This is a genomic window from Verrucomicrobiota bacterium, assembly GCA_034440155.1.
GTDB lineage: Bacteria > Verrucomicrobiota > Verrucomicrobiia > JAWXBN01 > JAWXBN01 > JAWXBN01.
On record JAWXBN010000074.1, the window covers coordinates 1 to 24,848 of the forward strand.

The 24,848-nt window shown below is 47.1% G+C and carries 20 protein-coding genes and 1 rRNA gene; 6 read left to right on the forward strand and 15 right to left on the reverse strand.

Annotation, left to right across the window (positions count from 1 at the left end):
* Positions 1 to 1,394: ribosomal RNA gene (locus tag SGI98_07655) — 16S ribosomal RNA — on the reverse strand; the annotation flags it as partial.
* A gap of 874 nt (positions 1,395 to 2,268) precedes the next feature.
* Between SGI98_07655 and SGI98_07660 the strand changes: the two genes are divergently transcribed.
* The 3 genes from SGI98_07660 (at position 2,269) to SGI98_07670 (ending at position 8,148) form a co-directional block, all read left to right on the forward strand.
* Positions 2,269 to 4,200, forward strand: a complete 1,932-nt coding sequence (locus SGI98_07660) for a DEAD/DEAH box helicase (GenBank protein ID MDZ4743276.1) — start codon at positions 2,269 to 2,271, stop codon at positions 4,198 to 4,200.
* Positions 4,201 to 4,375: 175 nt separating this feature from the next.
* The gene (locus SGI98_07665) at positions 4,376 to 7,339 is read left to right on the forward strand and encodes a PEP-CTERM sorting domain-containing protein (protein MDZ4743277.1); all 2,964 of its coding nucleotides are present in this window, start codon (positions 4,376 to 4,378) and stop codon (positions 7,337 to 7,339) included.
* 161 nt (positions 7,340 to 7,500) lie between these two features.
* Complete coding sequence (locus SGI98_07670; protein ID MDZ4743278.1) at positions 7,501 to 8,148, forward strand: DUF2490 domain-containing protein; 648 nt, start codon at positions 7,501 to 7,503, stop codon at positions 8,146 to 8,148.
* A 6-nt stretch (positions 8,149 to 8,154) separates the two neighbouring features.
* Here SGI98_07670 and SGI98_07675 read toward each other — a convergent pair whose 3' ends face one another.
* From SGI98_07675 to SGI98_07685, 3 genes are all read right to left on the reverse strand, one after another.
* Complete coding sequence (locus SGI98_07675) at positions 8,155 to 9,060, reverse strand: NlpC/P60 family protein (protein MDZ4743279.1); 906 nt, start codon at positions 9,058 to 9,060, stop codon at positions 8,155 to 8,157.
* Positions 9,061 to 9,174: 114 nt separating this feature from the next.
* Entirely contained in the window at positions 9,175 to 9,840 is a 666-nt protein-coding gene (gene deoC / locus SGI98_07680) for a deoxyribose-phosphate aldolase (protein ID MDZ4743280.1), read from the reverse strand.
* An 86-nt stretch (positions 9,841 to 9,926) separates the two neighbouring features.
* The gene (locus SGI98_07685; GenBank protein ID MDZ4743281.1) at positions 9,927 to 10,613 is read right to left on the reverse strand and encodes a nucleoside 2-deoxyribosyltransferase; all 687 of its coding nucleotides are present in this window, start codon (positions 10,611 to 10,613) and stop codon (positions 9,927 to 9,929) included.
* 108 nt (positions 10,614 to 10,721) lie between these two features.
* Between SGI98_07685 and SGI98_07690 the strand changes: the two genes are divergently transcribed.
* Positions 10,722 to 11,819 (forward strand): NAD-dependent epimerase/dehydratase family protein, encoded by a 1,098-nt coding sequence (locus SGI98_07690; GenBank protein ID MDZ4743282.1) that lies wholly within the window; start codon positions 10,722 to 10,724, stop codon positions 11,817 to 11,819.
* Positions 11,820 to 11,826: 7 nt separating this feature from the next.
* On the opposite strand, the gene SGI98_07695 is transcribed toward SGI98_07690, so the two are convergent.
* The 3 genes from SGI98_07695 to SGI98_07705 form a co-directional block, all read right to left on the reverse strand.
* Entirely contained in the window at positions 11,827 to 12,090 is a 264-nt protein-coding gene (locus SGI98_07695) for a hypothetical protein (protein ID MDZ4743283.1), read from the reverse strand.
* 11 nt (positions 12,091 to 12,101) lie between these two features.
* The gene (locus tag SGI98_07700; GenBank protein MDZ4743284.1) at positions 12,102 to 12,374 is read right to left on the reverse strand and encodes a hypothetical protein; all 273 of its coding nucleotides are present in this window, start codon (positions 12,372 to 12,374) and stop codon (positions 12,102 to 12,104) included.
* A 72-nt stretch (positions 12,375 to 12,446) separates the two neighbouring features.
* Complete coding sequence (locus SGI98_07705; GenBank protein ID MDZ4743285.1) at positions 12,447 to 12,944, reverse strand: hypothetical protein; 498 nt, start codon at positions 12,942 to 12,944, stop codon at positions 12,447 to 12,449.
* A gap of 31 nt (positions 12,945 to 12,975) precedes the next feature.
* Between SGI98_07705 and SGI98_07710 the strand changes: the two genes are divergently transcribed.
* Positions 12,976 to 13,599, forward strand: coding sequence for a BsuPI-related putative proteinase inhibitor (locus tag SGI98_07710; GenBank protein ID MDZ4743286.1), 624 nt, complete (start codon positions 12,976 to 12,978; stop codon positions 13,597 to 13,599).
* A 7-nt stretch (positions 13,600 to 13,606) separates the two neighbouring features.
* Here the strand turns inward: SGI98_07710 and SGI98_07715 are convergent, their stop codons facing one another.
* Genes SGI98_07715 through nuoH form a run of 8 tightly spaced genes read right to left on the reverse strand, consistent with a single transcriptional unit; the run spans position 13,607 to position 23,517 of the window.
* A complete protein-coding gene (locus SGI98_07715) occupies positions 13,607 to 14,914 on the reverse strand; it encodes a hypothetical protein (protein MDZ4743287.1) in 1,308 nt (435 codons plus the stop codon).
* A gap of 6 nt (positions 14,915 to 14,920) precedes the next feature.
* Positions 14,921 to 16,405 carry an NADH-quinone oxidoreductase subunit N gene (locus tag SGI98_07720; protein MDZ4743288.1) on the reverse strand — a complete coding sequence of 495 codons (1,485 nt, stop codon included), beginning with the start codon at positions 16,403 to 16,405 and terminating at the stop codon, positions 14,921 to 14,923.
* Positions 16,405 to 17,958, reverse strand: a complete 1,554-nt coding sequence (locus SGI98_07725) for an NADH-quinone oxidoreductase subunit M (protein ID MDZ4743289.1) — start codon at positions 17,956 to 17,958, stop codon at positions 16,405 to 16,407. Before SGI98_07725 ends, SGI98_07720 begins: the two co-directional genes overlap by 1 nt.
* A 4-nt stretch (positions 17,959 to 17,962) precedes the next feature.
* Complete coding sequence (locus SGI98_07730) at positions 17,963 to 19,453, reverse strand: NADH-quinone oxidoreductase subunit M (protein ID MDZ4743290.1); 1,491 nt, start codon at positions 19,451 to 19,453, stop codon at positions 17,963 to 17,965.
* The gene (gene nuoL / locus SGI98_07735; GenBank protein MDZ4743291.1) at positions 19,454 to 21,445 is read right to left on the reverse strand and encodes an NADH-quinone oxidoreductase subunit L; all 1,992 of its coding nucleotides are present in this window, start codon (positions 21,443 to 21,445) and stop codon (positions 19,454 to 19,456) included.
* A gap of 5 nt (positions 21,446 to 21,450) precedes the next feature.
* On the reverse strand, positions 21,451 to 21,759 hold the full coding sequence (gene nuoK / locus SGI98_07740; protein ID MDZ4743292.1) for an NADH-quinone oxidoreductase subunit NuoK: 309 nt from the start codon (positions 21,757 to 21,759) through the stop codon (positions 21,451 to 21,453).
* Positions 21,756 to 22,313: an NADH-quinone oxidoreductase subunit J gene (locus SGI98_07745; protein MDZ4743293.1), complete on the reverse strand. Its 558-nt coding sequence runs from the start codon at positions 22,311 to 22,313 to the stop codon at positions 21,756 to 21,758. Before SGI98_07745 ends, nuoK begins: the two co-directional genes overlap by 4 nt.
* Positions 22,306 to 23,517, reverse strand: coding sequence for an NADH-quinone oxidoreductase subunit NuoH (nuoH, locus tag SGI98_07750; protein ID MDZ4743294.1), 1,212 nt, complete (start codon positions 23,515 to 23,517; stop codon positions 22,306 to 22,308). The genes SGI98_07745 and nuoH overlap by 8 nt, the downstream gene beginning before the upstream one ends.
* 215 nt (positions 23,518 to 23,732) lie before the next feature.
* Here nuoH and SGI98_07755 point away from each other — a divergent pair.
* A partial coding sequence (locus SGI98_07755; protein ID MDZ4743295.1) for a serine/threonine-protein kinase occupies positions 23,733 to 24,848 on the forward strand: 1,116 nt, incomplete at its 3' end.

A 24,848-nucleotide genomic window follows, 5' to 3' on the forward strand; every position in this document is an offset into this window, starting at 1 on the left:
CAAGGCCCGGGAACGTATTCACGGCGCCGTAGCTGATGCGCCATTACTAGCGATTCCGGCTTCATGGAGGCGAGTTGCAGCCTCCAATCCGAACTGGGCACGGTTTTCGAGATTTGCTCCACCTCGCGGTCTTGCATCTTTCTGTACCGTGCATTGTAGTACGTGTGCAGCCCTGGGCGTAAGGGCCATACGGACTTGACGTCGTCCCCACCTTCCTCCCCGTTGAACAGGGCAGTCTGACTATAGATCTTCTTGCGAAGCAAATAGTCACAGGGGTTGCGCTCGTTGCGGGACTTAACCCAACACCTCACGGCACGAGCTGACGACAGCCATGCAGCACCTGTGCAAGCTGATATTGCTACCTCGTCGACATTTCTATCTTCTACTACTTGCATGTCAAGCCCAGGTAAGGTTCTTCGCGTTGCATCGAATTAAGCCACATACTCCACCGCTTGTGCGGGCCCCCGTCAATTTCTTTGAGTTTCAACCTTGCGGCCGTACTCCCCAGGCGGCTGACTTATCGCGTTAGCTTCGACACGAACGGGGTCGATTCCGTTCACATCAAGTCAGCACCGTTTACAGCTAGGACTACCGGGGTATCTAATCCCGTTTGCTCCCCTAGCTTTCGTGCCTCAGTGTCAGGAATTGTCCAGAGACTCGCCTTCGCCACCGGTGTTCCTCTTGATATCTACGCATTTCACTGCTACACCAAGAATTCCAGTCTCCCCTCCAATCCTCTAGTCAGGCAGTATCGAATGCAGTTCCGCAGTTAAGCTGCGGGATTTCACATCCGACTTACCCAGACCACCTACACACCCTTTACGCCCAGTAAATCCGGACAACGCTCGGGACCTCTGTATTACCGCGGCTGCTGGCACAGAGTTAGCCGTCCCTTCCTCTCCACATACAATCAAGCTTTCAAAATATTCAAATGTAAGCGTTTTTCTGTGGTGACAGGAGTTTACAATCCGAAGACCGTCATCCTCCACGCGGCGTTGCTCCTTCAGGGTTTCCCCCATTGAGAAAGATTCGAAACTGCTGCCACCCGTAGGTGTCTGGACCGTATCTCAGTTCCAGTGTGGCTGGTCGTCCTCTCAGACCAGCTACCCGTCATAGCCTTGGTGGGCTTTTACCCCGCCAACAAGCTGATAGGAGGCGAACTCATCTTAAAGCGTCAGGCCTTACGGTCCCCAACTTTAATCTTGCGATCACATTTCGGATTGTCCAATCTTTCGACTGATTATACGAAACTTTAAGGCAGATAATTCACCTGTTACTCACCCTTTCGCCACGTTAGTTTAAATTATATTGCTACAACTCAAACCACGTACGACTTGCATGTCTCAACCACGCCGCCAGCGTTCGTCCTGAGCCAGAATCAAACTCTCCGTAAAAAATTTACGCGAGCTTTGTTATTGATAAATCAATAACTGGCATTGCATTAATTAATAATATATATTTAGCCAACTACTTGTTTTCACAAGCAATTGAAACTTCAAAAAAACTTCAGGCATACACGCACAACTCAGTTTTCAAAGAACCATCAAACGATGGACTGGCTAGTAAAGCAAAACACCAACCAGTCGTCAACACCTTTCCGAAAAACTTTTTATTTTTTTTCGCCCTCGGCAGTTAGCTAAGGCATAAAGTGAAGGTGGAACAGACTATCAAAGTGGAAAAACTTTGCAAGGGGTTTTTGATAAATCTTTTACGTCTTTTTAATAATAAGACGAAAAAACCCTTATTCTATTGGGTTTTTTGCGTGAGAAAAAATTTTGATTTTTTACTTAATTTTCAATATTCCAAAACTCAAACTGCATTTTCCTCTCAAAAGTCATTCTTAAAAAAACACCATTCTCGATGATTTACCCCTATTTACCGCCTCAAACAGCATGTGCTCCACCACAAATCAGTGTTTTATCGATAAGACTAGAACCATTATTCCTTAATCGTGAGCGTCACCCCTATTTACATTTAACCCCATAAACAAAGGGTTAATCATTCTTTTTCATCTTAAGAAAATACTCCCCCTACGGGTCATGATCCGATCTTTTTGACAAGGGCATGCCACGTTTCAGCATGATGATCATGAGCGGAGGCATCATTGACTACTCCCAGTCACGCGGTGCTAGCTTACTGGCATAATCAATATGAGATCGGCTGATGGACACTTTTCCTATGTAGATATCGAAATCTGTATTCTTGCGGTGGGTGGATTCCAGGTATATTTTTAGCGGCGCAAAGAAAACCATATAGAAATTTGTTTTTATGCCTGAAATCAAAACATTTGAAGGTTTACAGAATCTTTTCCTCCCCGACGAGTGGCAGGTGGAGGCGGTGAACGCCCTGAAAAGCGGGTTCGATGTTGTCCTGAGTGCCCCCACCGGAGCTGGAAAAACTTATTGTTTCGAAAAATTTTTCCAGTCCAAATCCTCACAAAATGCCTGTGTTTACACGGTTCCTACACGTGCCTTGGCCAATGACAAATTCGCTGAATGGCGCGCCAAAGGCTGGCGGGTAGGCATTATTACAGGCGATCTTTCTTTTAACGAGAATGCCCCGCTCATCGTGGCGACCCTGGAGGCGGTTCAAGAAATCACCCTGCGCCGCCATGATATCCGGCTATTTGTCGTGGATGAATACCAGTGGCTCAGCGATCCCCTGCGCGGCAGTCACTATGAGGGTGTACTCATGAGCCTACCCAGCGAAGTCCAGCTCCTGCTGCTGAGCGGATCAGTCAGTAATCCCGGGCAAATCGGCCAATGGCTGAATAAAATCGGGCGTAAAGCTATTGTCGTCGAGCACCACAAACGCCCCGTGCCTATTGAAGAAGTCTGGCTGGACGAACCCGCGCGCAAATTACCCAAGGCAATCGAAGGCTTCTGGGTGCGTCGTATCACGGCCGCCCTGCGCGAGAACCTCGGCCCGATCCTGGTATTTGCTCCCCACCGTGCGGAAGCTGAAAAACTCGCCCGCCACCTCTGTGCCGCACTTCCCCCGTGCCCCTATAAAATCGAAATCGATGCTGACCAAGAGCAGCTCCTCACCCCTGACCTGCGCAAATTGCTCACGGCGGGCGTGGCTTACCACCACAGCGGGCTCAACTATGCGCAACGCGCGCGGGTGATCGAACCCCTCGCCAAACAAGGCAAATTGCGCGTGGTCATCGCCACACTGGGGTTGAGCGCGGGGATTAATTTCTCCCTACGATCCGTTCTGATCACCTCACGCTTTTATAAAGCTGGCGGCATCGAAAAAGACATTGAACCCTCTGAAATCCTGCAAATGTCCGGACGGGCCGGTCGGCGTGGACTCGATGAAATCGGTTATTATCTGGCCACCCAAAATTCCCCCAGCCTTTACGAGGCACGGGCGGTCAAATGCAAACGCGCCGCCGCCCTGCCTTGGAGCCATTTGCTCCGACAGGCACAAATCGGTGAATCCATCGAAGCCCACGTCACCCCGTTCTCAAAAAAACTCTTTACCGAAACCCCGATTCCCTTGGGCAATGAGCATACGTCCAAACTGGATTGGCGCAATTTGCCCTGCCGGCTGCCCACCGATACAGCGCGGGCTCGGTTGATTCGGCGCAAATACCGCCGTTTCAAGGCCTGTAAAACCTGTGAAATGCGCGCAAATTGCTCAGCCCTGAGTGCCGCCCCTACCCTGCTCTGGCAATGGCAACGCACGGGATTACTGGATAAGGCACTCTGCCTGACCCTCCGTGGGCAAATTGCTTCGTTTTTCTTGGGGGCTGAAGGTTTGGCCCTAGCTGCGGCAGTGGAATGCCCGGATTATAGTCCCGAGGAGATTGTCATGGATGCCGTGGAGCTTTTCGGGGGGGAACGCTTCAGCGGGCTAGAATCGCGTTGGGCCGGGAGGCTGGCAGTGGTGTGCCAAAATGTTTACGGGCAATTCACGATCGACGGGTACCTCATTCATGGTGTACCTCCTCAATATGGGTTCGGCGCACGGGATACGATCGAGAAAATCCTCGATGAAGGCCAGCGGCGGGCACGGCTCACCACAGAAATCGCCGGAGTTGGCGATATTGACCGGCTAATGACCGAGTGGCGCAGTTTGCTCCGACAAATTATTCATTCACCTCCCACACAAATTGCCCGATGGGAAGAACTCCGCCATGCCTCAGCGCATAAACTACAGAGCATTCCTGATCATACCCCTCAATGGCTTATATAATTTCCATAGGGGCAGTGTTACATTTTACTAATTAGCTAAAATAATATTGCCATCCACCTACCTTGATGCTTAAAAATATCTTGCATCATTTTCTAAAGGGAAAATAATTATTTCCCTATATACATAGGTATAAATAAAATTCGGCTAAACAAAAAAACCAGGGAAGAATAATACTATGAATAAACTACGAACTGTTATGGCGAGGCTTTTTGTCTTTATCTTCTCGAGTCTCATTTATTTTTCTTTTGCTCCATCTGCACATACCCAACCTACGAACTTGAACATGTATTTCGTGAATGATTCGGGTTATGAAGACCATCAGATTTCGTTTAGCTGGCTGCGGATGGGACCATTTGCCACTCAACCATCCCCCACAAACCAAATTTATTATGGGGCGAACAATTCTCAAGTCGTGAACTGGGGTAACGGCGGATCAAACATCTTGTCTGACATGATCAATTATACAAATCTCTATTCCACCGTGAATAACCAACAGTATGCTGCTTTCAGTGTGGTTCAGGCTACTTCAGCAAATCTTTATGTCACCTATGGGGGAGTATTTAATAATCTTGCCACTTCCCCCTCTGACGGGACAGCCGGCATAAACCTATTTCCCTATGCCCCGATCGAAATAGATTATCAAACTAATAATCCATATTCTGGAGGAGACCTCACAGCCATTAATGTATTTTCTATTGGCTTACAAATGCAAAATTATGCATTAGGAGTCACAAACTTTGCGGGAACCAATGCCCTTCAAACAGTCGGTTTTAATAAAACGGCCCAATATATTTTCACGAATCAAATAGCCCCTTTGACAGGTTACACTCCAGGTCAGACCAACAACTCATCGGTTTTCACAGATGCCAATAGTAATGTTGTTCGTGTCATTCCGGTTAATTCAATCGCAGGCAACTCACTGGGCAGCTGGCAGTCATTCTCAAATTATCTGACAGCCATTAATGCCAGTAATAACAACTCAGTTCTGGTCGGTACTAATGGGTTCTTTTTAAGTGCCGCAAACACCGGAACGAATTATAATTATTATTTAGCTTATAATATGACAGGGACAGTCAGCACCCTGAATGACATGATAGTTTCCGGCTCTTATACAGTACTAACCAATATATCAGATAGCTTTGGAGCAACAATCCAAACAGTAGCTACAAACTTCACGGGCCTCGCCCTAACGAATTTTGGTGCTGGCTCTCCCAATAAAAATTATTTTTCACCCATCCCAAATGGCCAGATTACAAATGACGCACAGATCCTAGCCAATGGAATTTGGACCACAAATGTAACAGTTTCAAACCCTGGGACACTTGATTCAGCCCAGTCTTGGGAGATTTATAACCAGAGCATCTATAATAACCTCGGGTTCAGTACAAATTCATGGGACGGATTTTTCGCCTATGTCACCAATCAAAATCTGACTACCAGCCAATCAGTTAATAGTGGGACAAACCAAGTATTAAATAATTATTCCGGAATCATGAATGTCGTCTTTCAAAATCCCATGGGTGACTTTACTTCTGGCCTCTTAGGCGGATTTGTGAACAGTTCTTATTCGAACTCTGCTATTGGCATCTCAAATACCATTGGTAGTTATAATTCCTACGAGTGGTTCAATGGTGTCGGAACAAATTTACCTTCCCTATTTGGAACTCTCCAACCATCAAACTCCTTCTATAATCAATACGCGGGGATCATCACGGATAATTCATCAAACTCAGTATATTCGATTCCTTTTGGTGACCGATTACCAAATAACACCGTCACACTAACAGCTTTGAGTAATGGTAATGCAGCCGTCGGCTCATGGGTCGTTACCCTTGGAGCCCCCATTACACCTCTAGGAGTCCCTCCCACTCCTAGTGATAAAACCAATATTATTAATAATGTTTCAATCACTACGAATGGCGCATTTAATGTAGGAAACACGACTGACGACCATCTGCTCGAAATCACGAATGGCGGCGTACTGATAATTACCAATGCCCCCGGACAAACAATCTCGGCACGTATCGGGAATACTAGCACAGCCCCGACAAATGCTGCCATTGTGACCGGGGCCGGATCGATCTGGTCTAATGCCCAGACAGTCATCGTCGGTAATAATAGCCAGGGCAATTCACTATTCATCAGTAATGGCGCGTCATTTTATGCTAATGAACTCCGTGTAGGAGCTAATTTTGCTGCAACCAACAACTCGGTCAACATGCACGGGGCGGGTTCACAGCTTATCCTGACCAACGGGGCAGGCTCCGGGACATTTAATATCCTGCGCGGGACCAATACCCAAAACGGCGGGACGATGCGTACGGATATCCTGAATGTCAATGGTAACCAAGCCTTCTTTAATTTTAATGGAGGAACCGCCTTTGTCGGCGTGGCCAATATCAGTAACGGCCAGAATTTCCAAGTCGGTAATGGCAGCAGCCAAGCCCTCTTCCGCCTCGCCCAGAATGGCCAGACCAATACCTTTGCCAACGGCCTGACGGTCAATACAAATGCAGTCTTTAGCCTCGGTGGTTTTGTCACTAATCAAATTACGTTGAATGGCGGCACACTCAAAGGCCAAGGCACCTACGTCGGTGATTTGGCCGTGAGTAACGGCTCCACCCTCTCAGTGGGTAATAGTCCGGGTTCCTTTACCAATGTCGGCACCTTGACTTGGGGTGGTGGTGGGACAAACGTTTGGGAAATTAACAGTTTCACAGGTACCCAAGGAACCGATCCGGGCTGGGATTTTATCCGAGTGGAGGGATTACTGGATATCACGGCACTTTCAGGCAACCCCTTCCTCATCGACGTCACTTCGTTGACGCTCGGCAATGCCGGTGGATTAGCCAATGGATTCAGTGATTCATCGGATTACAGTTTCAAGCTTGTCGAGACGACCTTAGGAGTCAACGGTTTTGTGGCAAATAAATTTAACTTAAGCACAGCCAATTTCCAGAATCCCTTTACCGGCACATGGGCACTAGGAGTGACTGGTAATGACCTGTTGCTGACTTATACAGCGACGGTGATACCGGAACCATCCACCTATGCACTCTTGGCCTTTGGGGCCCTATTCACCCTTGCTGGCATTCTGAGAATACGCCGCCAGAAGCAACTTGCTCTCGCTAGGAAGTAAGTCACCACCCGTTTTAAACACTTAAACCCGCCTCTCAAAAATGGGGCGGGTTTTTTATTGCCATAAAGCCAAGACCAACAAGGCAAAATTCATCAAGGTTTAGTCAGTCAAGAAAAGTATGCTTCCTTGAGCGTGGGGTGTAACTGGCGTGCAATAGTCCCATGATAAAGAAATTTCTATTCATCCTATTAGTACTCACTCCTCTATTCGAATTAATATCCGCTGACCAAACTCAAGTGTGGACGGAGCAATTTATTTACCACGGGATTAATAAAAACTTGTCCGTAGGATTTTGGGAACAACAAAGGATGAGCACTATTGACCCGTCTTTCCGTCTGAATGAATTCACTCCTAATATGATTTGGAAATTCAACCCCTACTTGGACGGCATGCTCGGCGTGCGATTTATCCAGTCATTCAAACCACACGCTGATTATACCGCCAGCCAAATGGCCATGATGGCTCTGACGCCAAAATACGCTACGGGCAAATGGTCATTCTACAGCACGCAAAGGCTTGATTGTGGTGTTTCAGGCGGGGATCAAAAAACTCTTTTTCGTGAACATAACCGTGCCACGTATCAATTCACCAAAGTCCCTATTCCCATGTCAGTTTTTGCCTATGATGAATGGCATTGGAATTTTACCCAAGGATATCTCGCAGAAAACCGTGCAGCGGGTGGTTTCGCTTTTCAAGTCGATGAAAATGTAACAGTGCAGCTTTACGGCATGTGGTACGACCAATGGACTAAAAAGGGAACTGTGGATGCTTACCCCGTCAGCGTGGTTTCCGTAAAGATGAATTTCTAAAACGTATTATTTGATCAGACGGTGGGCATGGGACAAACTATTAAAGTACCATGAATCTTTCCTGAAGGGCCTGATTTCAGCACCGTCGGGAATGTGGGTACCATTAGAATCCACAATTTCCCCACCCGTGCTATCAATGATGAAATATTTGTCCTTATTATTCGAGTCTGTCGCGAGGGTCCCCACCCAGAGGATACAATGAGAGATATTCCCCTTTTTATTCTTAATATAAAGGATATCCGCAGGTTTGAGCTGTGCGACAAATGACTCAAAAGTATCCCCTGGCTGTTTTTGCAAGGTCTGAACCTTGAATTCACGCCCCTCTGCCCCTGGCACAACGGTCTGGGCAGCTGCCCTGATGACACTCCCATTAAGATGGATGCCTAGCGCATAATTATAAACCCATGAAATAAAGTTACTACAATCCAAGCCCCCGCCCTTTACACCGCTGGAGACCTTGATCCACGGCCAGTCAGGACGTTCGGTGTAAGGATCGAATGTCGGGACGTGGTGATGCTGGTAACGCATCCCGATCATATTGCGCGCTGCCGTTAAAACGCGTTCCCTGCGTAAATCTGCTGGCATGGCCGTGATAAAATCAGGGCGTGGAAAAGTGATTGAAGGTACGCCATAAGCTAAATTCACATAACTTTTATTCTGGTATGCTTTCTTATTATACCATTGAGCCCTGTTCATCCGCCCCCATTCATCAGGGGATGCCCAAGGGAATTTGTCCCATCCTTTGCTCCGCCTGTCCTCTTGATAAACAAACTGGAGGGAATAAGGAGATTGATACCCGCCCGGGGAATCAAAATGAACCGGCATGGCTGTCGCTGGAAATAAAAGAATTGAATATAAGGAATAAAGAATCCCGTAGAAGATGAATCCTGGCAGAGATATCGGTTTAGTCATAGTCTGCTGATTAAAAGATATTTTCTCTCCGAACTCAAGCAAGCCTTTCAAGGATTTTCCATCAAAACAAATTGTTCCGGAATCTTCCACTGGCTTCACAGGAAAGTTTTTAAACTACGACTCGACAAGTTCATCAAGTATTTTAACGGAAGCACTGGAACCCAAACGGGTAGCCCCGGCTTCAATCATGGCTAAGGCAACACTCAGGTCATGGATACCCCCGGAGGCCTTTACTCCGATTTTCTGGCCCACGGTCCTGCGCATCAGCTTCACATCATCCACGACTGCACCCGCCATGGAAAATCCCGTAGATGTTTTTACAAAATCGACTTCTATTTCCTTGGCCAGTTTGCAGACAGTTTCTTTCTGCTCATCATTGAGCAGGCAAGTCTCGATAATGACTTTAAGTAGTGCTTTCGCCCGGCAAGCCATCTGAACAGCCAGAATATCCTGTTTAAGGTCTTCCATCTTGCCCGCCCGCAAAGCCCCGACATGAATAACCATGTCGATCTCGGAGGCTCCTTCTTTAATCGCCTGAAGGGCCTCTGCAGCCTTGATCTGCGCTCGGTTTGCACCTAAAGGAAAACCTACGACTGTACAAACTTTCACGGGCGACTCTTTCAAAAGCGAGTAAGCTAATGGGACAAAAACAGGATTCACACAAACGGCAAAAAAACCGTTTTCACGGGCTTCTTGGCAAAGTCTGATCACATCTCCGTCAGTCGCTTCCGGCTTGAGGGATGTATGATCGAAATATGCGGCAAGTTCTTTTCGTGTCATGTGGTTGATATTTGAATGGTTTTGGTAGATGAAGGCAATCTTTTCCTGAGTATTCCCCTGAAGACGATCACTTTTGGCATCTGTCATTACAACAGATGTTTGCGCACTTTGTTTCTCAAAATATCATTCATGAGCTGGAGATGCTGATCTAATCCACCCCGGAAATTTGGGGCGGCGGCTAACCAGCGATAAATGGCTTCACGGTCAGAGGCTGGCATAACGGGCTTATCCTTGAGGACTTGTTTGAGTGACTGAACACAATCCAGGGCGATTTGCCCCATCATAAATTGGGACGCTCTTGAACTCTTAAGCCCGCCATGGGAACCGGCATGATCTCCGGGCAATTTGCTTTTTAAGCCCTTCCGGTAAAGCGAGACACAATCAATAGTCAGCACATGGGTGCGGGGATAAAAACTACTCATCAGATTCCACGGGTCAGTATCCTGGTCACCGGACTTCCGGAAATCGGTCCGTATGATTACCGAAGGAATATCCGCAAACTTCGCAAACATAAACTCCACCACGGTCCCTGAATCCAGCTCCACACCGTCATAATTAAATATTGCCAAGTCACTAGCCAAAAGGGCTTTGATATCCGTATCCCTGATCGCATGGGAACTCGTCTCCCTCACCTCAAGATTCTGGGGTAAAACAGGGATAAATTGCCCTTTTGACTTTGAATAAATGGACTCTGCCAAGGCTGCATTACCGATGAGATGCTTGGCATTAAAAAGCTCACCGGCAAAATAAACAGTATAGGTAGATTTCGGCATGTTTCCTTTATTTGATATTTTTATTGTCTCCATTACCAGAAAAATTATTACGTTTTCAAAATACCGATTCCTCTGTGCTTTAACAACGAAATAGGTTAATAATGGCCGATGTGGTTATCGACAATCTTTATCACCGGTGCCACAGGCTTCATTGGACGCCATCTTGTTAATAATCTATTAGCTGAAAACCATAACATACGGATATATTGTCGCGATGGGCAAAAGGCCCGGAGATTATTTGGTAAAGACATTGATTATGTTCAAGGTGATATTTTGGACTCTGCCTCCTTGGTGAAAGCAATGCAGGGCTGCAATCAAGTCATCCACCTTGCCGGGTGTTACGAATTTGGTCACGGGGCGGCTGCCAGACTTTATCAGACAAATGTCACGGGAACCCAAAACATGATGTCGGCGGCTTGGACTAATGGTGTCGAAAAAATGGTCCATGTGAGTACGGCAGGTTTTCTAGGCACAGGTCAAAAACCGATCAATGAGCGGGCATTTCCTTTATCCCCTTCTATTTTTTGTCCCTATAAACGTTCCAAATGGCAGTCTGAGAATATCGTTTTATCATGGCACCGCAAAGGATTGCCCGTTTGTATCGCGAGCCCTACTTGTCCGATTGGTGATGGAGACGAGACTCCCACTCCCACAGGCCGGATGATTTTAGACTTTTTAAAAAGGGATTTTCCTTTTTCTTGCCGTACAGGCATAAACCTCGTCGATGTGGATGATTTGGCACGCGGATTGGTTCTCACCCTGAAAAACGGGCAACCCGGAGAAAGGTATATTCTGGGCCATCATAATTTATGGTTGTCAGATTTCCTGAAGGAAATATCCATCCTCACAGATATTCCCGCCCCAAAGATCCATATTCCATGGGGGGTGATTATGGCAGCTGGAGCCGCATGTGAATCTTGGCATTTGATCACACGTAATACCCATTCCCAACGTGTCTGCCTCGAGACAGCAATTCTTTCCCGGCGGGAACAATTTTTCGACATGTCAAAGGCGGCTAAAAACCTCGGATGGACCCCCTCGACACCATTAAAAGAAACACTTGCCAAGAGTATTGAATGGTTCAATCGGGAAATCTTTTTGAACCAGAAAAGAATCTCTCACTCTTATCCCGTTATTACGTCCATGGACAATAAAAAACCCGTCATATCTGCAATTACAGAAATGACGGGGGATAAAAATAAATGACCCTTTATTAGATTCCGCCTTTACGCAAAATTTCTTGTAAAGCTGGTTTGTCTGCGGCATATCCGCGCAGATCATTCACCAATGCGTTAATTGTGCCCAGCTGAGCTTGAGCTTGTTGAGCCTGTTGCAGTTGTTGAGGACTGTTTAATTGAGATTCAATCATATTGTTATTCTTAAACAGAAAAACATTTAATGAAATGCTGACCAAAAAAACGACCAGAATCACTCCGAGTAAAACCAAATTTGTATCTTGTTGTTGATCTTCTGACATAATAAATCCTTTTAGCGGGGAGCTTGGGCTGCTCCATTTGGGTTAAGACCGATTCCATATTTTTGGAGAATGGGAACGATATTCGGATCTTTTTGGACATAAGGCCCGAGGTTATTGAGTAAATTCATCAAAAACTGTTGGCCAGCCATGCCTTGTTGGATCGCTCCGACCTGCGCCTGTAATTTGCGATGGTTTGATACGAATTTCACTGAGAGGAAAACGTTTGCGATACCGCTAAGTAAAGCAATAGCTAATAATCCCAGTACGAGATGTTTTAGATTCATGAGAGTAATACTTCTGTTAATGTTTGATTGAGACGTTATTTATCTATGCAGTTTGACTGGAAAGTAAAGAATTTATTGCTTCTGAGGTACTTTTGATGGCGGGGCTTTTTCTTTACCATATTTTTTCCGGAGATAATCAGCTTCATCAATATAGATATTCTCAAATGATATCACACCGTCCTTGATCGGGGCTTTAATGACCTCAGCAAACACAGGTCTCTCGTTGACGAAAATAACCATGAGCCTGCCGAGATTGGCGGTCGTCACGGAATCCAAGGATAATGTCCCTCGTCGATCAAGCTGCACCTTGGCACCGGGGCTCTGGGGTGCGCTGTAAATATGCACATCCGCAATATCTCTTTCCGTCACATCCGAAAATTGTGATAAGTAAATTGTCTGTTCGGGATTAGATAATTGAATAGGAATTGCACGCATCTGACCTTTATCGACTTGGACATGGACTCTCACGGAAACCTTGGGTTTACCACTACCGGCCCATGACGAATTGAATAAAAAACAGGTGGTCAGCGTCACAAATAATGCAACTTTTACTTGATTCAAGTATTTCATAGGATTCAAATTAGCTTGTATTCAAGTAAATATGGAAGAAAATAGCGCATCTTATTTTATGAAAAAAGCTTTTATTTTAGTCGTTATGGGTATTCTCGTCACTCCCCTCGGGGCAGTGGACGTATCTCCCAGCCGTGATTTGGGTAGTGCCCGCGAAAAAAACGATGCGGCTGGTTCTGGACCTGGATGGTTTTCAGGGGTTTTCGATGGTACCAGTGAAACACGTGACAAAAAGATGGATAAGGTCAAAAATATCAACCGCAAGGATTTTGATGTCGCCTTGGTAATTTCCACAAATAGCATCTCCTCCAGTGGAGCGGCTTCTGACAGCCAGTACGCGGTCCAACCATACTTCACAATCAAGAATAACACTAAACTTCTCAGAACCTTTTCTTTCCCTAATTCCCAAAAGTACGATTTTATGCTTGTGAATAGCGGCGGAACGGAAGTCGCCCGTTGGTCTGAGGGCAGGACATTCACTGATATCATCGGCTCGACTTTAATTAATCCCGGGGAATCAGTTCGTTACACGGAGGTCATCCAGTTATTCACTAAGGACGGCCAGAAACTACCCCCGGGTGAATATACACTTGTCAGCACAATGATCGGATATCCTGATTTTACTGAGAGTATAAAATTTAATATCCTGCCTTAATCCCCTCTTAGCCCTGGTCAGCAATAAAAATCCCATCGACCCTTTTCCAAATCGGCGGAGGTAATGAAATTTGCACATCTCGGATCACATTTTTTTGGAGTTGGCTGGGGACGTAGTTCGCGTTCGTCACCAGGGAATCCCCCACTTCAGTGGAAAAAATCAAAATCGTCCTGCCTAAATCCGTTTTTTTGGAATAACCCTCTTGATAAATTCCTTCCTCAAGAATTTTTTCCAAGGCCTCAATCATATTCAGGGCTGCCTTTTCTACTCCCGCCAAAACAACAACTCCGCCTGGCCTACCATCGAGTAGATTCCTTATTTTCCCTAAAATGGCCGGTGTTTCTTCCCTTCCCCTGCCGATCAAAAGTAACGGAAGGAAACAATCCGAGAAACCGAAAAGATTTAAGGCGAGATCCTTTGCAAACTCATGGACGGGACGGGTATCCATCCCGGCAATAATGAATGAACCCAGCGGCTTACGGCGTGCCCCCGATGATGAAAGTCTCGGAATAATCACATTGGCCATCGCCCGTCCAGCTTGTGATAAACGGATTTGATCCAGGCGACTCACGCGCGACTCGAGGAACCATTCCACCCTTTGCGCTGCCGAACGGGATAATAGCTGGGGATCCACCCCGAGAATCAATGCCATTTTCTCCATTATCTCGGATTGATCCGTACGGCCCGAGTCTTTTGCCATCGAGAGGGCGATATCGAATATTTCCATGGCTGACCCAGGGAGGGTCTTAGCCGAAAAAAAGTCCTGAGCGACATTAATCACCGAATCAATCGTCTCCCCGGTCACAGCCACCCCTCTTTTCTTGGCAAATTGCGTGAGGAGCAAGGATGTGTGACTGCGGCCCAAGGGTTTTATCTCCACTGGTTTGAGAAACCGGTATTTCCTCAGGATTATCTCCACATCAAATGAAACAGTCCCGGTTGCAAAGGTTAATACTGCACGGCGGCCCGTTTTCTTCCGGAAGCTATCAAGACATTCCATCATCTGATCAAATGCCTCTCCTGATAAGCGTTCCGTGTGGTCAATCAGGAGCAAATCGCTTTTTTCCCATTTACTGGGCGACTTCAAATAAAGTGGAGCACTCACGACCTGCAGGCCAGTACGGGGAGATTTTGTCTGAGGACGAGTCTTTAAATAATCCAGAATGACCGTTTTCCCCGAACCTGGTTTTCCCCACAAAAAGGGGATGTAAGCACCACCGGCAGCTAAAAGGGATCCTATATAATGAACCTCCTGCTCCCGTCCAAGCAAGGCGGGAGGAGCGGATATCTTTTTTTTGCCGTGGGCATCAGGCATGGTGTTTTACCAAAGGAATGAAACAATCGATTGCTGGACAAAATGCAGCCATAGTTGGGGCATAAGTCCAAGAAGAATAATCAGCGCCGCCAAAATAATGACCGGGACAATCTGCCTGATAGCGATCTTCTGCTGATAACCATCTACAGGACGGTCCACCCACAAGACTTTCACGATTCTCAGGTAATAATAAAACCCGACCACACTTGCCGCCAGAGCCAAAATAACCAGCCACAATAATCCAGAGGTCTGGTAAACCGGACTGAGTAATGCTGCCACAAATACATATAATTTTGCAAAAAAACCAACAAAAGGAGGCACTCCAGCCAAGGAAAGTAAAAAGATGGAAAGGCAAACAGCGAGAGGAACGGACTTTGCCCGGATAACCCCCAGCCCCTCAATCATGTCACCGGAGTCCCCAGCATATTTGAGTGAAAGAAATATTCCCGCCGTCGCCAAGGCATAAGCCAGATTATACTCAAAAACTGCCGCCAAACCGTGAATGCCAAATGCGACCATCGCGACCAAGACAAAGACACTCTGGGCGACTGCCGAGTAGGCCATAAACCTGCGGAAATGGATTTGATTCAGCGCGGTGAAATTCCCCACAAAGATACTCGCTATGATAAAAAGGCAGAGGATCAAACCCCATCCAGGCAAGAGCTGGATAGAGGAAACCGAAAGGGCTGCCTTCCCGGCAAATTGCTCCAGTCCCACATACAATATCCGTGAGAGGGCTAGAAAACAGGAGTAATTCGAAATACTCGCCAGTAACCCTACCACGGGTAGGGGGGCCATCTGATAAACATCAGGCGCCCAGAAATGGAACGGTGCCACAGCCAGCTTAAATCCAAATCCCACCAAAATAAAAACCATTGCGATACCGAGGATCAATGTATCGGGAGGGGTCTGGGTGAATGCCAGACGGATAGCTGAGAGCTCAAGTTGCGCGGTCATACCATAAAGCAGGCTCATCCCAAAAATCAGAAAGGCAGAAGCGCTCGCACCGAAGGTGAAGTATTTAAACGCAGCCTCCACAACCTGCTTACGGTCTGCGCGGACGGCTACGAGGGCATAGAGGCAGATACTGGCAAATTCCAGACTCAGGAATATGGTCATCAGGTTAGTGCTACTGGCTAATAACATGAATCCCGCTGTTGCAAATTGCATCAAGGCGAAAAACTCCGCCTTAAATTCCCCGTAATCTTCCCGGGTCGCCGAGAAAATAAAGAAAATATTCAAAATCACGAAGATAATTTTCACCATTGCCAAAAGGGGGATCATCTGGAAAAGCCCACCGGGCTTTACCGAGACCTGGGCCGAGACCATCACGATCAAGCTACCCACCGCGATTAAGTTAAACACACTGGTTAATAACTTTTCGTAATTTCCCTGCGGGCGAAAAAGACTCACTCCCAAGATCAAGAACCCAGAGACCATCAACAGAATCTCCGGTGATAAAATCTTCAATAATTCAATCGTGATATCCATTATTTTTTACCCCCTAGGGAATGAATATTAACCACCTGTTGCAGGGGGAGATTCGGGCTGATCCTACTGATAAATACCCCCGGAAAAATCCCCATCCATATAATGGCTGCTATCAATACCGCCGCTGCAACCTTCTCCGGGCAACTCAAAGGTGCTAAGGGCTCATGCTCGTGAGAGGAAGGTTCAATATGTGCCGTCCCCTTCCAGAAAATCTCATGGAGGACTTTCAAACTATAGGCAAAGGTTATCAAAATACCTAAAACCACGAATAGACCGGCTGGCAAAGACTTTTCGATCAACCCGCGAAAGACGGTAAACTCCGCAATAAAACCACTGAATCCAGGCATCCCTGCGGATGCAATAAACGCAATACTGGTGATGATACAGAGCAAAGGCATTTTTCTCTTCAGGTCGAAAGAGGCGAGTTCACCAATCATCCGTGTATGGGTGCGGTCATAAATCAAACGCCCAACACAAGCAAAAAGCAGGGCGGCAATAAAACCGTGGGAAATTATTTGTAATACAGCCCCTGTCAGTGAGAAGAAGTTTGCCACGGCCAATCCGAGGATCACAAAGCCCATGTGGCTGATACTCGAATAAGCAACAACGTATTTAATATCCTTCTGTACAAGGCTCGATCCGGCGCCGAGCACGATAGCAAGAATTCCAAACCCGGCAAAAAACCATGTCCAAAAATGGTCGACCACAAACCCCATGAACTCCACCGGAATATTTAATCCCCCAGGGACAATCCCGAGCCCTAGCCTCAAGGCACCATAAGCGCCGAGCTTCATAATCACGCCCGCCAGCAACATGGAGGCCGCTGTCGGAGCTGCGACATGTCCGGTCGGTGCCCAAGTATGGAAGGGATACAAACCTGCCAATATTCCAAATCCAACCATAAAGAGTGGCAAACAAATAAACTGTACATGGCCAGGGAGAAGCGCACTGGCCGAGGTTAATATCCGCAAATCAAAAGTCGCCACACCTGTTAATTGGTAGTGGGCGGCGTATACAATTAAAAGCCCGAGCAAAGCGACCAAACTGCCGAAGAAAGAATAAAGGACGAGTTTCATGGCGGCAAACTCCCTTTTCTGGCCACCCCAGAGGGCAATCAGGAAATATTTTGGGATGATCGAAATCTCATAGAAAACGAATAACAAGAATAAATCCAAGGATACAAAAACACCATAAACCGCACCGACCAAAATCAGCATGTGAATAAAAAATTCTTTTACCCGGTTTTCAATATTCCAGGACATTAATGCAGAGGTCACCGAGACGATCCCCGTCATGAGAAGAAGGCACACACTGATCCCGTCTACCCCTGTAGCATAACGGATACCGAGCGACTCCACATACGGGATACTGATCACATCCGTAAAGCCCGAGTGTGCTGCTGGATAATCAATAAACAGGAATGCCGAACACAGGGCTGAGGCGGTAAAAAAAGACAGGGCCACTCCCTTGATCAAATGTTTCCTCGACTCGGGAATAAAGGCGATGACCAGTGCCCCGGCAAAGCAGAACCAGAATGTCAATTGAGTCATCATGAGTTTACCAGTTCCAAATCCAGATAATTGTTTTCGGCCATAGGCCGATCAGAATAATTAAAATCACAAAAGGAATCGCAGCCACCCGCTCCGCGCGGTTCATATCATGAGTGTGCGCAAATTGCGCATCGAGCGGCCCATAAAGCACCCGGCTGATGACTTTGAGCATCACCATGGTCATCGGGATCAATCCCAGGAAAGCCAAGGCTGTGGCGTAAGGGGACATTTCAAACGCGCCTTTAAAAATAAGAAATTCACCGATGAACCCGCTTAATCCCGGCAGGCCGATTGTGGCAAAGACAGCCACGCCAAAAAAACCGGCAAAAACAGGCATTTGATGTCTCAACCCCCACGGTCCGCCCAAAAGCCGGGTACCACTGCGTTTCTCAAGTATACCTGCTAGGAGGAATAAAAGTGCGCCTGAGAGTCCGTGGCTAAACACCTGTACAAGCACACCGGTCTGGAGCTGGCCTTTCATCAGAGCTTGTTGGCCTGTCATTAACGCCATGGCACTGATCCCCAAAGCACAAATAGCCACGTGATTTAGCGAAGAGTAGGCGATGATCTCTTTTAAATCATTTTTAAGCAAAGCCACCGTAATACTTACGGCCATGGTGATCGCGGCGATCCAAAGGATCCACTCTGCGTGGATACCGAATGTCACAGGCATCAAAGTATAAAGGACCAGCATGCCGTAAACCCCCATCTTTGACATGATCCCGGTCAAAAACATCGATACGGGGGTCGGGGCCTGAGTATAGGCATCCGGCTGCCATGAGTGGAGTGGATAAAGCGGTATTTTCACGGCCACTCCGAGGAAAATCCCGAGGAATACCCAAAATGCCAGCCCTCTAAAAGCCTCAGGGGCCGCACTATTCCCGATTGAGTCCAAGGCATAAAGGCTTTTGAACCCCTGGCTGCCAGTCGTGCTCAGGTCCAGTGTACCGAATTGATAATAGATATAGAGGAATGACAGGAGCATTGGAAGACTCCCCAGCAGTGTATAAAGGAAAAATTTATAGGCGGCAAAAGCCCTTTGCTCGGCCCCGTACTCCTTGATTAGGAAAAAGACCGGCACGAGTGTTAATTCCCAAAAGAAAAACCACAACAAGAGGTTTTGCATTGCAAAAACCCCGGTTAAAAGTCCTTGCTCGACAAGCAGGAGACCGATCATCATGGCATTCTCAGGATAATTCCTCACTGCCACCCCGATCACTACTGGCATCACCACGGCCGTTAATAAAAGGAAAACCGCATTTAGCGCCGTGATCCCCGTAAAATAATTAATCGCGAAAGATTCAATCCAAGGTACATACTCCATGAAAGCGATGTCTTGGCCACCCCGGGCAAAGTCCACAATACAAAATGCACATAAGAGTGACATCCCGATACTCACAGCCAATGCGGCCCCCCCCGTGAAACGCGAATAGCCTTTACCACCCGCTGCAATGAGCAGGCCTGTGATAACCGGCAAAAATATAATGAGACTTAACATTTATTTAACCACCCAATAAATTATTCCAGCAATCAACGCCCCCGAGGCCATCATCCTCAGGTAAAATGCTAGACTGCCGTTTTGGAATTTTGCCGCGAGCACCCCTTTAATCCGGGCACTTTCACATCCAGCTGAGAAAATGCCGTTAATGACCCATTCATCAAGCACCTTATTTTCCACCCATGCCAGAGTGTAAACAAGTCCTCCTACCATACGATTTACAAACTCCAGGAAGATTTCAAAATAGTCAGACAAGCGTGCTGCCACATCCATAAACCGCCCCAAGGTCGCCTCATAAAGTTCATCCACCCGGCAACGTTCATTCAGGAAGACAAAGAAACTCCCGAGCAATTTGTGCAGCGGGTCATCAGCCATGGTGCGGACTGAACGGTTCCAGTATAGCTTCACCCCCAGGAGTAAGCCACCGAATGCAAGCGCTGTCCCGGTGAGCATCATCAAAAGGTGGATCGGCACATTAATCTCGTGCTCTGGGGCATGGATAAAATGACCAAAAAGATTCATCCAAGGAGTCCCGATTAGTCCCGCCAGTGCGGCAAAAACAGCGAGCACAATCAGGGGGGTAGTCAGGAGGGAAGGAGACTCATGCAGGTGGTGTTTGACTTCTTTGGTACCGCGGAATTCCCCAAAGAAAACAAGCACGACTTGCCGAGTCATGTAAAAAGCTGTCAGGAGGGAAGTCGCACACAGTAAGAGGAAAGGTAATTTATCATGTTCAAAGGCCCTGTAGAGGATCTCGTCTTTTGACCAGAATCCCGAAAGTAATGGTATTCCTGCTAGGGCCGCGGCACCAATGACATATGCTAGGAAGGTTTTCGGCATTTTGGCCTTTAATCCGCCCATCCGGTAAATATTCTGTTCCCCACTACAGGCATGGATGACTGAACCGCTCCCGAGGAAGAGCAGCGATTTAAAAAATGCATGGGTAAAAAGATGGAACATCGCATAGGCCGGTCCCCCGGCACCGAGTCCGACAAACATGATGCCGAGCTGGGACACGGTCGAGTAAGCGAGGATTCTTTTAATATCACTCTGGGCAATGGCGATCATTCCGGCAAAAATGGCGGTGATGGCTCCCACCCAAGTAATCAGAGTCAAGAGCCCGTCAACACTCTCGTACAGGGGATAAAGCCGACACATCAGGAAGACACCAGCGGCCACCATCGTCGCGGCATGAATCAAGGCAGATACAGGTGTGGGGCCTTCCATAGCGTCGGGTAACCACACATGGAGCGGGATCTGGCCGGATTTTCCGACCGCTCCCCAAAAAGCCAGGAGACAAACCCAAAAGAGGTAGCCGGCTCCCGCCCAGAGACCCGCCTTTTGCAATAAAGCAATTTGTGCAGGCTCAAGCAGACCCGCACCATGATCAAAGAAAAGGAGGGTTCCTGTTTTATTATACAGGAAAAACACAGCGGCCAAGAGCCCGAGATCACCGATCCTCGTCGTCAGGAATGCTTTTTGCGCGGCAGCCGCGGCGGAAGGTTTCTGATACCAGAATCCAATGAGTAAATATGAAGCCAATCCCATCATTTCCCAGAAAATCAAAAATGTCAGTAAACTATTCGAAACCACTGTCCCAAGCATGGCCCCAGTAAAAAAACTCAAGAAACAAAAATAACGCGCTTTCCTCTCGTCATGCTCCATATACCCCGACGAGAAAATAAAAACCAATAGTGCCACAAAAGAGACCACAAAACACATCACCGCCGACAGGGGATCAACCACAAAAGACATCGGAATGGATGAGTGGGCAAAATCCATCCAGGCAAATTGCGTCACGAGCAATCCAGCGGGTTTGATGACTCCCAATATCCAAAGGAAACCCAAAGAACAAACAAGGGACAGGGCAATACCACCTATGGAAACAAGAATGTATTTTTTAGGGGCTCTCACCGCGCCAAAGACACCAAAAATCGCTGCCATAAAAGGCCCGATTAACATAAGCAAAAGGATATTGGTCCAGATTTCCATGGGAATTAACCTTTTAGCTCCGTGATGGATTGTGTCTCGACTGATTTATAATGACGATAAAGCCGTAAAATCAAGGCCAAGCCAATAGCCGCCTCGGCACCGGAGATGGCTAGTGAAAAAAGGACAAACATGAGGCCCGAGATAGCAAGGGGATTCTCACCAAACCGCCAAAATGCGATCAGGTTCAAATGCGCTGCATTAAACATCAACTCGATACTGAAAAGGATCACAATCATATTCCGGCGGCTTAACACGCCGAAAAGCCCGATACAAAATAACGCAGCAGAAATAATTAAAATAAAACCTAAAGTCATGATCCGGCCCCCATGTCTTTGCCGGATTCATCCCCTTTTTTCTCCGGACGAGCAATGAGTGCTGCACCAATAAAAGCGGCGGTGAGTAATACTCCCATGATTTGCAAGGGCACAAAGTATTCCTCTGTGAAAGCCATACCAAATGCCTGCAGAGTTAAATCACTCTGGGGAACAATCGGGGGCAGGCCGGATGCAAAATCCTTATGTTTATTTATCCCGATAAAAAGAAGCAGGAAAAGACCGCCCGATAATACCCCGCCCCATATCCAGTCCTGCTTTTTCTCCGCGCGTCCCATCCCATCGACGGATTTGCGCGTGAGCATCACGACGAATAAAACAAGAACGGCAATCGCCCCGGTATAGAGGAGAATCTGTACCGCCCCTAGAAAGTCATTACCTAAAACAATGTAAATCCCTCCCAATGTCGCAAGCGAAAATATCAAGGCATAACCTGCGCGAATCAAGTCCACTAATATCACTGCATAAATCGCACAGGCCAAGACGACCGTGCCTAAGAACATAAAAATGAGGAGTTGCACGGAGAGTTCAGGCATAACGATACTCCCTCTTTTTCGCATCTTTAGTATAAACAATTTGCACGAGCACCCGGTAAGTAGTCCCGATTAAAACAGCACTGATTAACCAGCCAGCTACCCACATCCACGGCCCGGCCTGAGCCGTCAAGGTGTAGATAGCCGATCCAATCAAATTTACAATAGTAAGTGGTAAAAGGAATTTCCATGCCAACGACATGAGCTGATCTGAACGCAGACGCGGTAGTGTCCCGCGGATCCAAATCATGACTACGACCAAAGCGTACATCTTGATGAGGAACCAGAACCATGATGGCAGGATCTGCACCTCTCCGATGACCGGGCCATTCCACCCGCCAAGAAAAAGTGTCGTCGCCAATCCGGCAATGGCAAATGCGGAGAGATATTCCGCTACGAAAAACAGGGCGTATTTGAACCCGCTGTATTCGGTCAAGTGTCCGGCGACAATCTCCGACTCCGCCTCAGGAATATCAAATGGGCAACGGTTGATTTCTGCTAGCCCGGCAATAAAGAAAATGACAAACCCTGCGAAACCCCATGGTGTCCAGACATTCCAAGAAAGGATATTGAGGAATCCTCCCCCTTGACTCTCTACGATACTCACCATCGAGAGACTCCCTGCGACAAATACCGCAGACAAAGCTGCAAGAATCAAAGGTAACTCATAGGAAATAGTCTGGGCCACCACACGCATTCCTCCGATCACTGAGAATTTATTCCTCGATGACCAACCTGCCAAGAAAATGGCCAGTGTGCCAAACCCGCTTAATGCAAAAAAGAGAATTAATCCCACGTCACTGACCACAACCGTCATATTCCTTCCGACTGGAAGCAAAGTCAGAACCAAAAAGGGGGGGATCACGATTAATATCGGTGCCAGTGTGTGGAGGAATTTATCAGCCGCACGCGGAATAATATCCTCTTTAATCAGCATTTTTATGCCGTCCGCGATGAATTGGAGTAATCCAAAAGGCCCTACACGGTTCGGACCCATCCGGTTCTGGATCCGGGCGAGGACACGGCGCTCCACCCATGTCGTCAACCCCATGAGGGTCGGAAAAAGCAGAAGCACGGGCACTGTCATCAAGAGTACAGCTAGAGCAAATTGCAGCCAGGGGACAGCTGCAAACAAGCTCAAAAACCAGTGGTAAGCCCAGACAAATATCTGGTCACCAGAGTCAAATTTTACATTACCGAAAAACATCGACCCTTATGTAAGCCATGCCCAGCAAAATTTTCAATCGGTAAAACAACCTATTTTTTACTATATCCGGAAGAATTTCATCCTGTTACAAGATTTTTATACCTGATTTATTTTTTATGAAACAGTATGGAAATCATCTCATTCCAGCCATGTTTGTTATTTTTCGCAAAAAAGATGTTCCAGAAAATAAAATTTATGTTATTAAATGCTAATTAATGGCCGTTACGGAAGATATAGATTTTATAGAAAACCCTGATAATTTAATCGATAAATACATCGATTCATATCTAATTGTGGGATTTATCGGTGAAGGCGGCATGGGCCGAGTTTATAAAGCACTGCATCAACATTTGGATCGGATTGTCGCGATAAAAATACTGCCTCCCCATCTTAGTCACGACCAAAAGTACAAATCCCGTTTTAAAAAAGAGGCCCGGGCCGCAGCGAGGCTTAATCATCCGAGTATTGTCCAGATTTATGACTTTAATGATTGTGACGGAATGAGCTACATGGTCATGGAGTATGTCGATGGCCTCAATCTTAAGCAATTACTGGAAAAAGAGGGGATTCTTCATACCAATGATGCGATTAACCTGATGATCCAGGCTTGCCACGCTTTGGCTCATGCCCATGAAGCCGGGGTAATCCACCGTGATATCAAGCCTGATAATTTCATCTTAAGTGACCTCGGATTCTTGAAGATGACCGATCTTGGCTTGGCAAAAATCGGACTCTTGGGTGATCCCCACTCCCTGGGCATGACCCAAACAGGAGCTCCCCTCGGAACCCCTTATTATATTTCCCCAGAGCAAGTCCAATCCGACCCAGTCGATCACAGGACAGATATTTATTCGCTGGGAGCGACCTTTTTTCACATGCTCACCGGGCGCCCGCCGTATGACGGGAAAAGCAGCCCCTTGATCATGGCTAAACACCTGAATGAAACTCCTCCAGACCCAGCCACATTAAATCCCGACATTGATCCAGTCATGGCGGTCATCCTTTTAAACATGATGGAAAAATCAGCCGATGACCGCCCTCAATCCATGATGGAGGTCTGTCACACTCTCGAAACCCATCAACAGTTCCTAATCAAACAGGCTTACCAGAAAGAACTCCTCACAAATCAGAATATTCCCGAAGCTCCTTTAGTTGAATCCACCCCTGAAACCGTAGCACAGACTCCTTCCTCTGAGATCGACCCGGTGGAGATCCCCGGAGTTATCACAGCACAAAATATTCCCGAACCATCTAAAAAAGATCCAAAGGAAAAGTCTCCGGATCAATCCGTGATTATAGAACCCCCGTCCCCCAGAGACCCCACCCTTTTC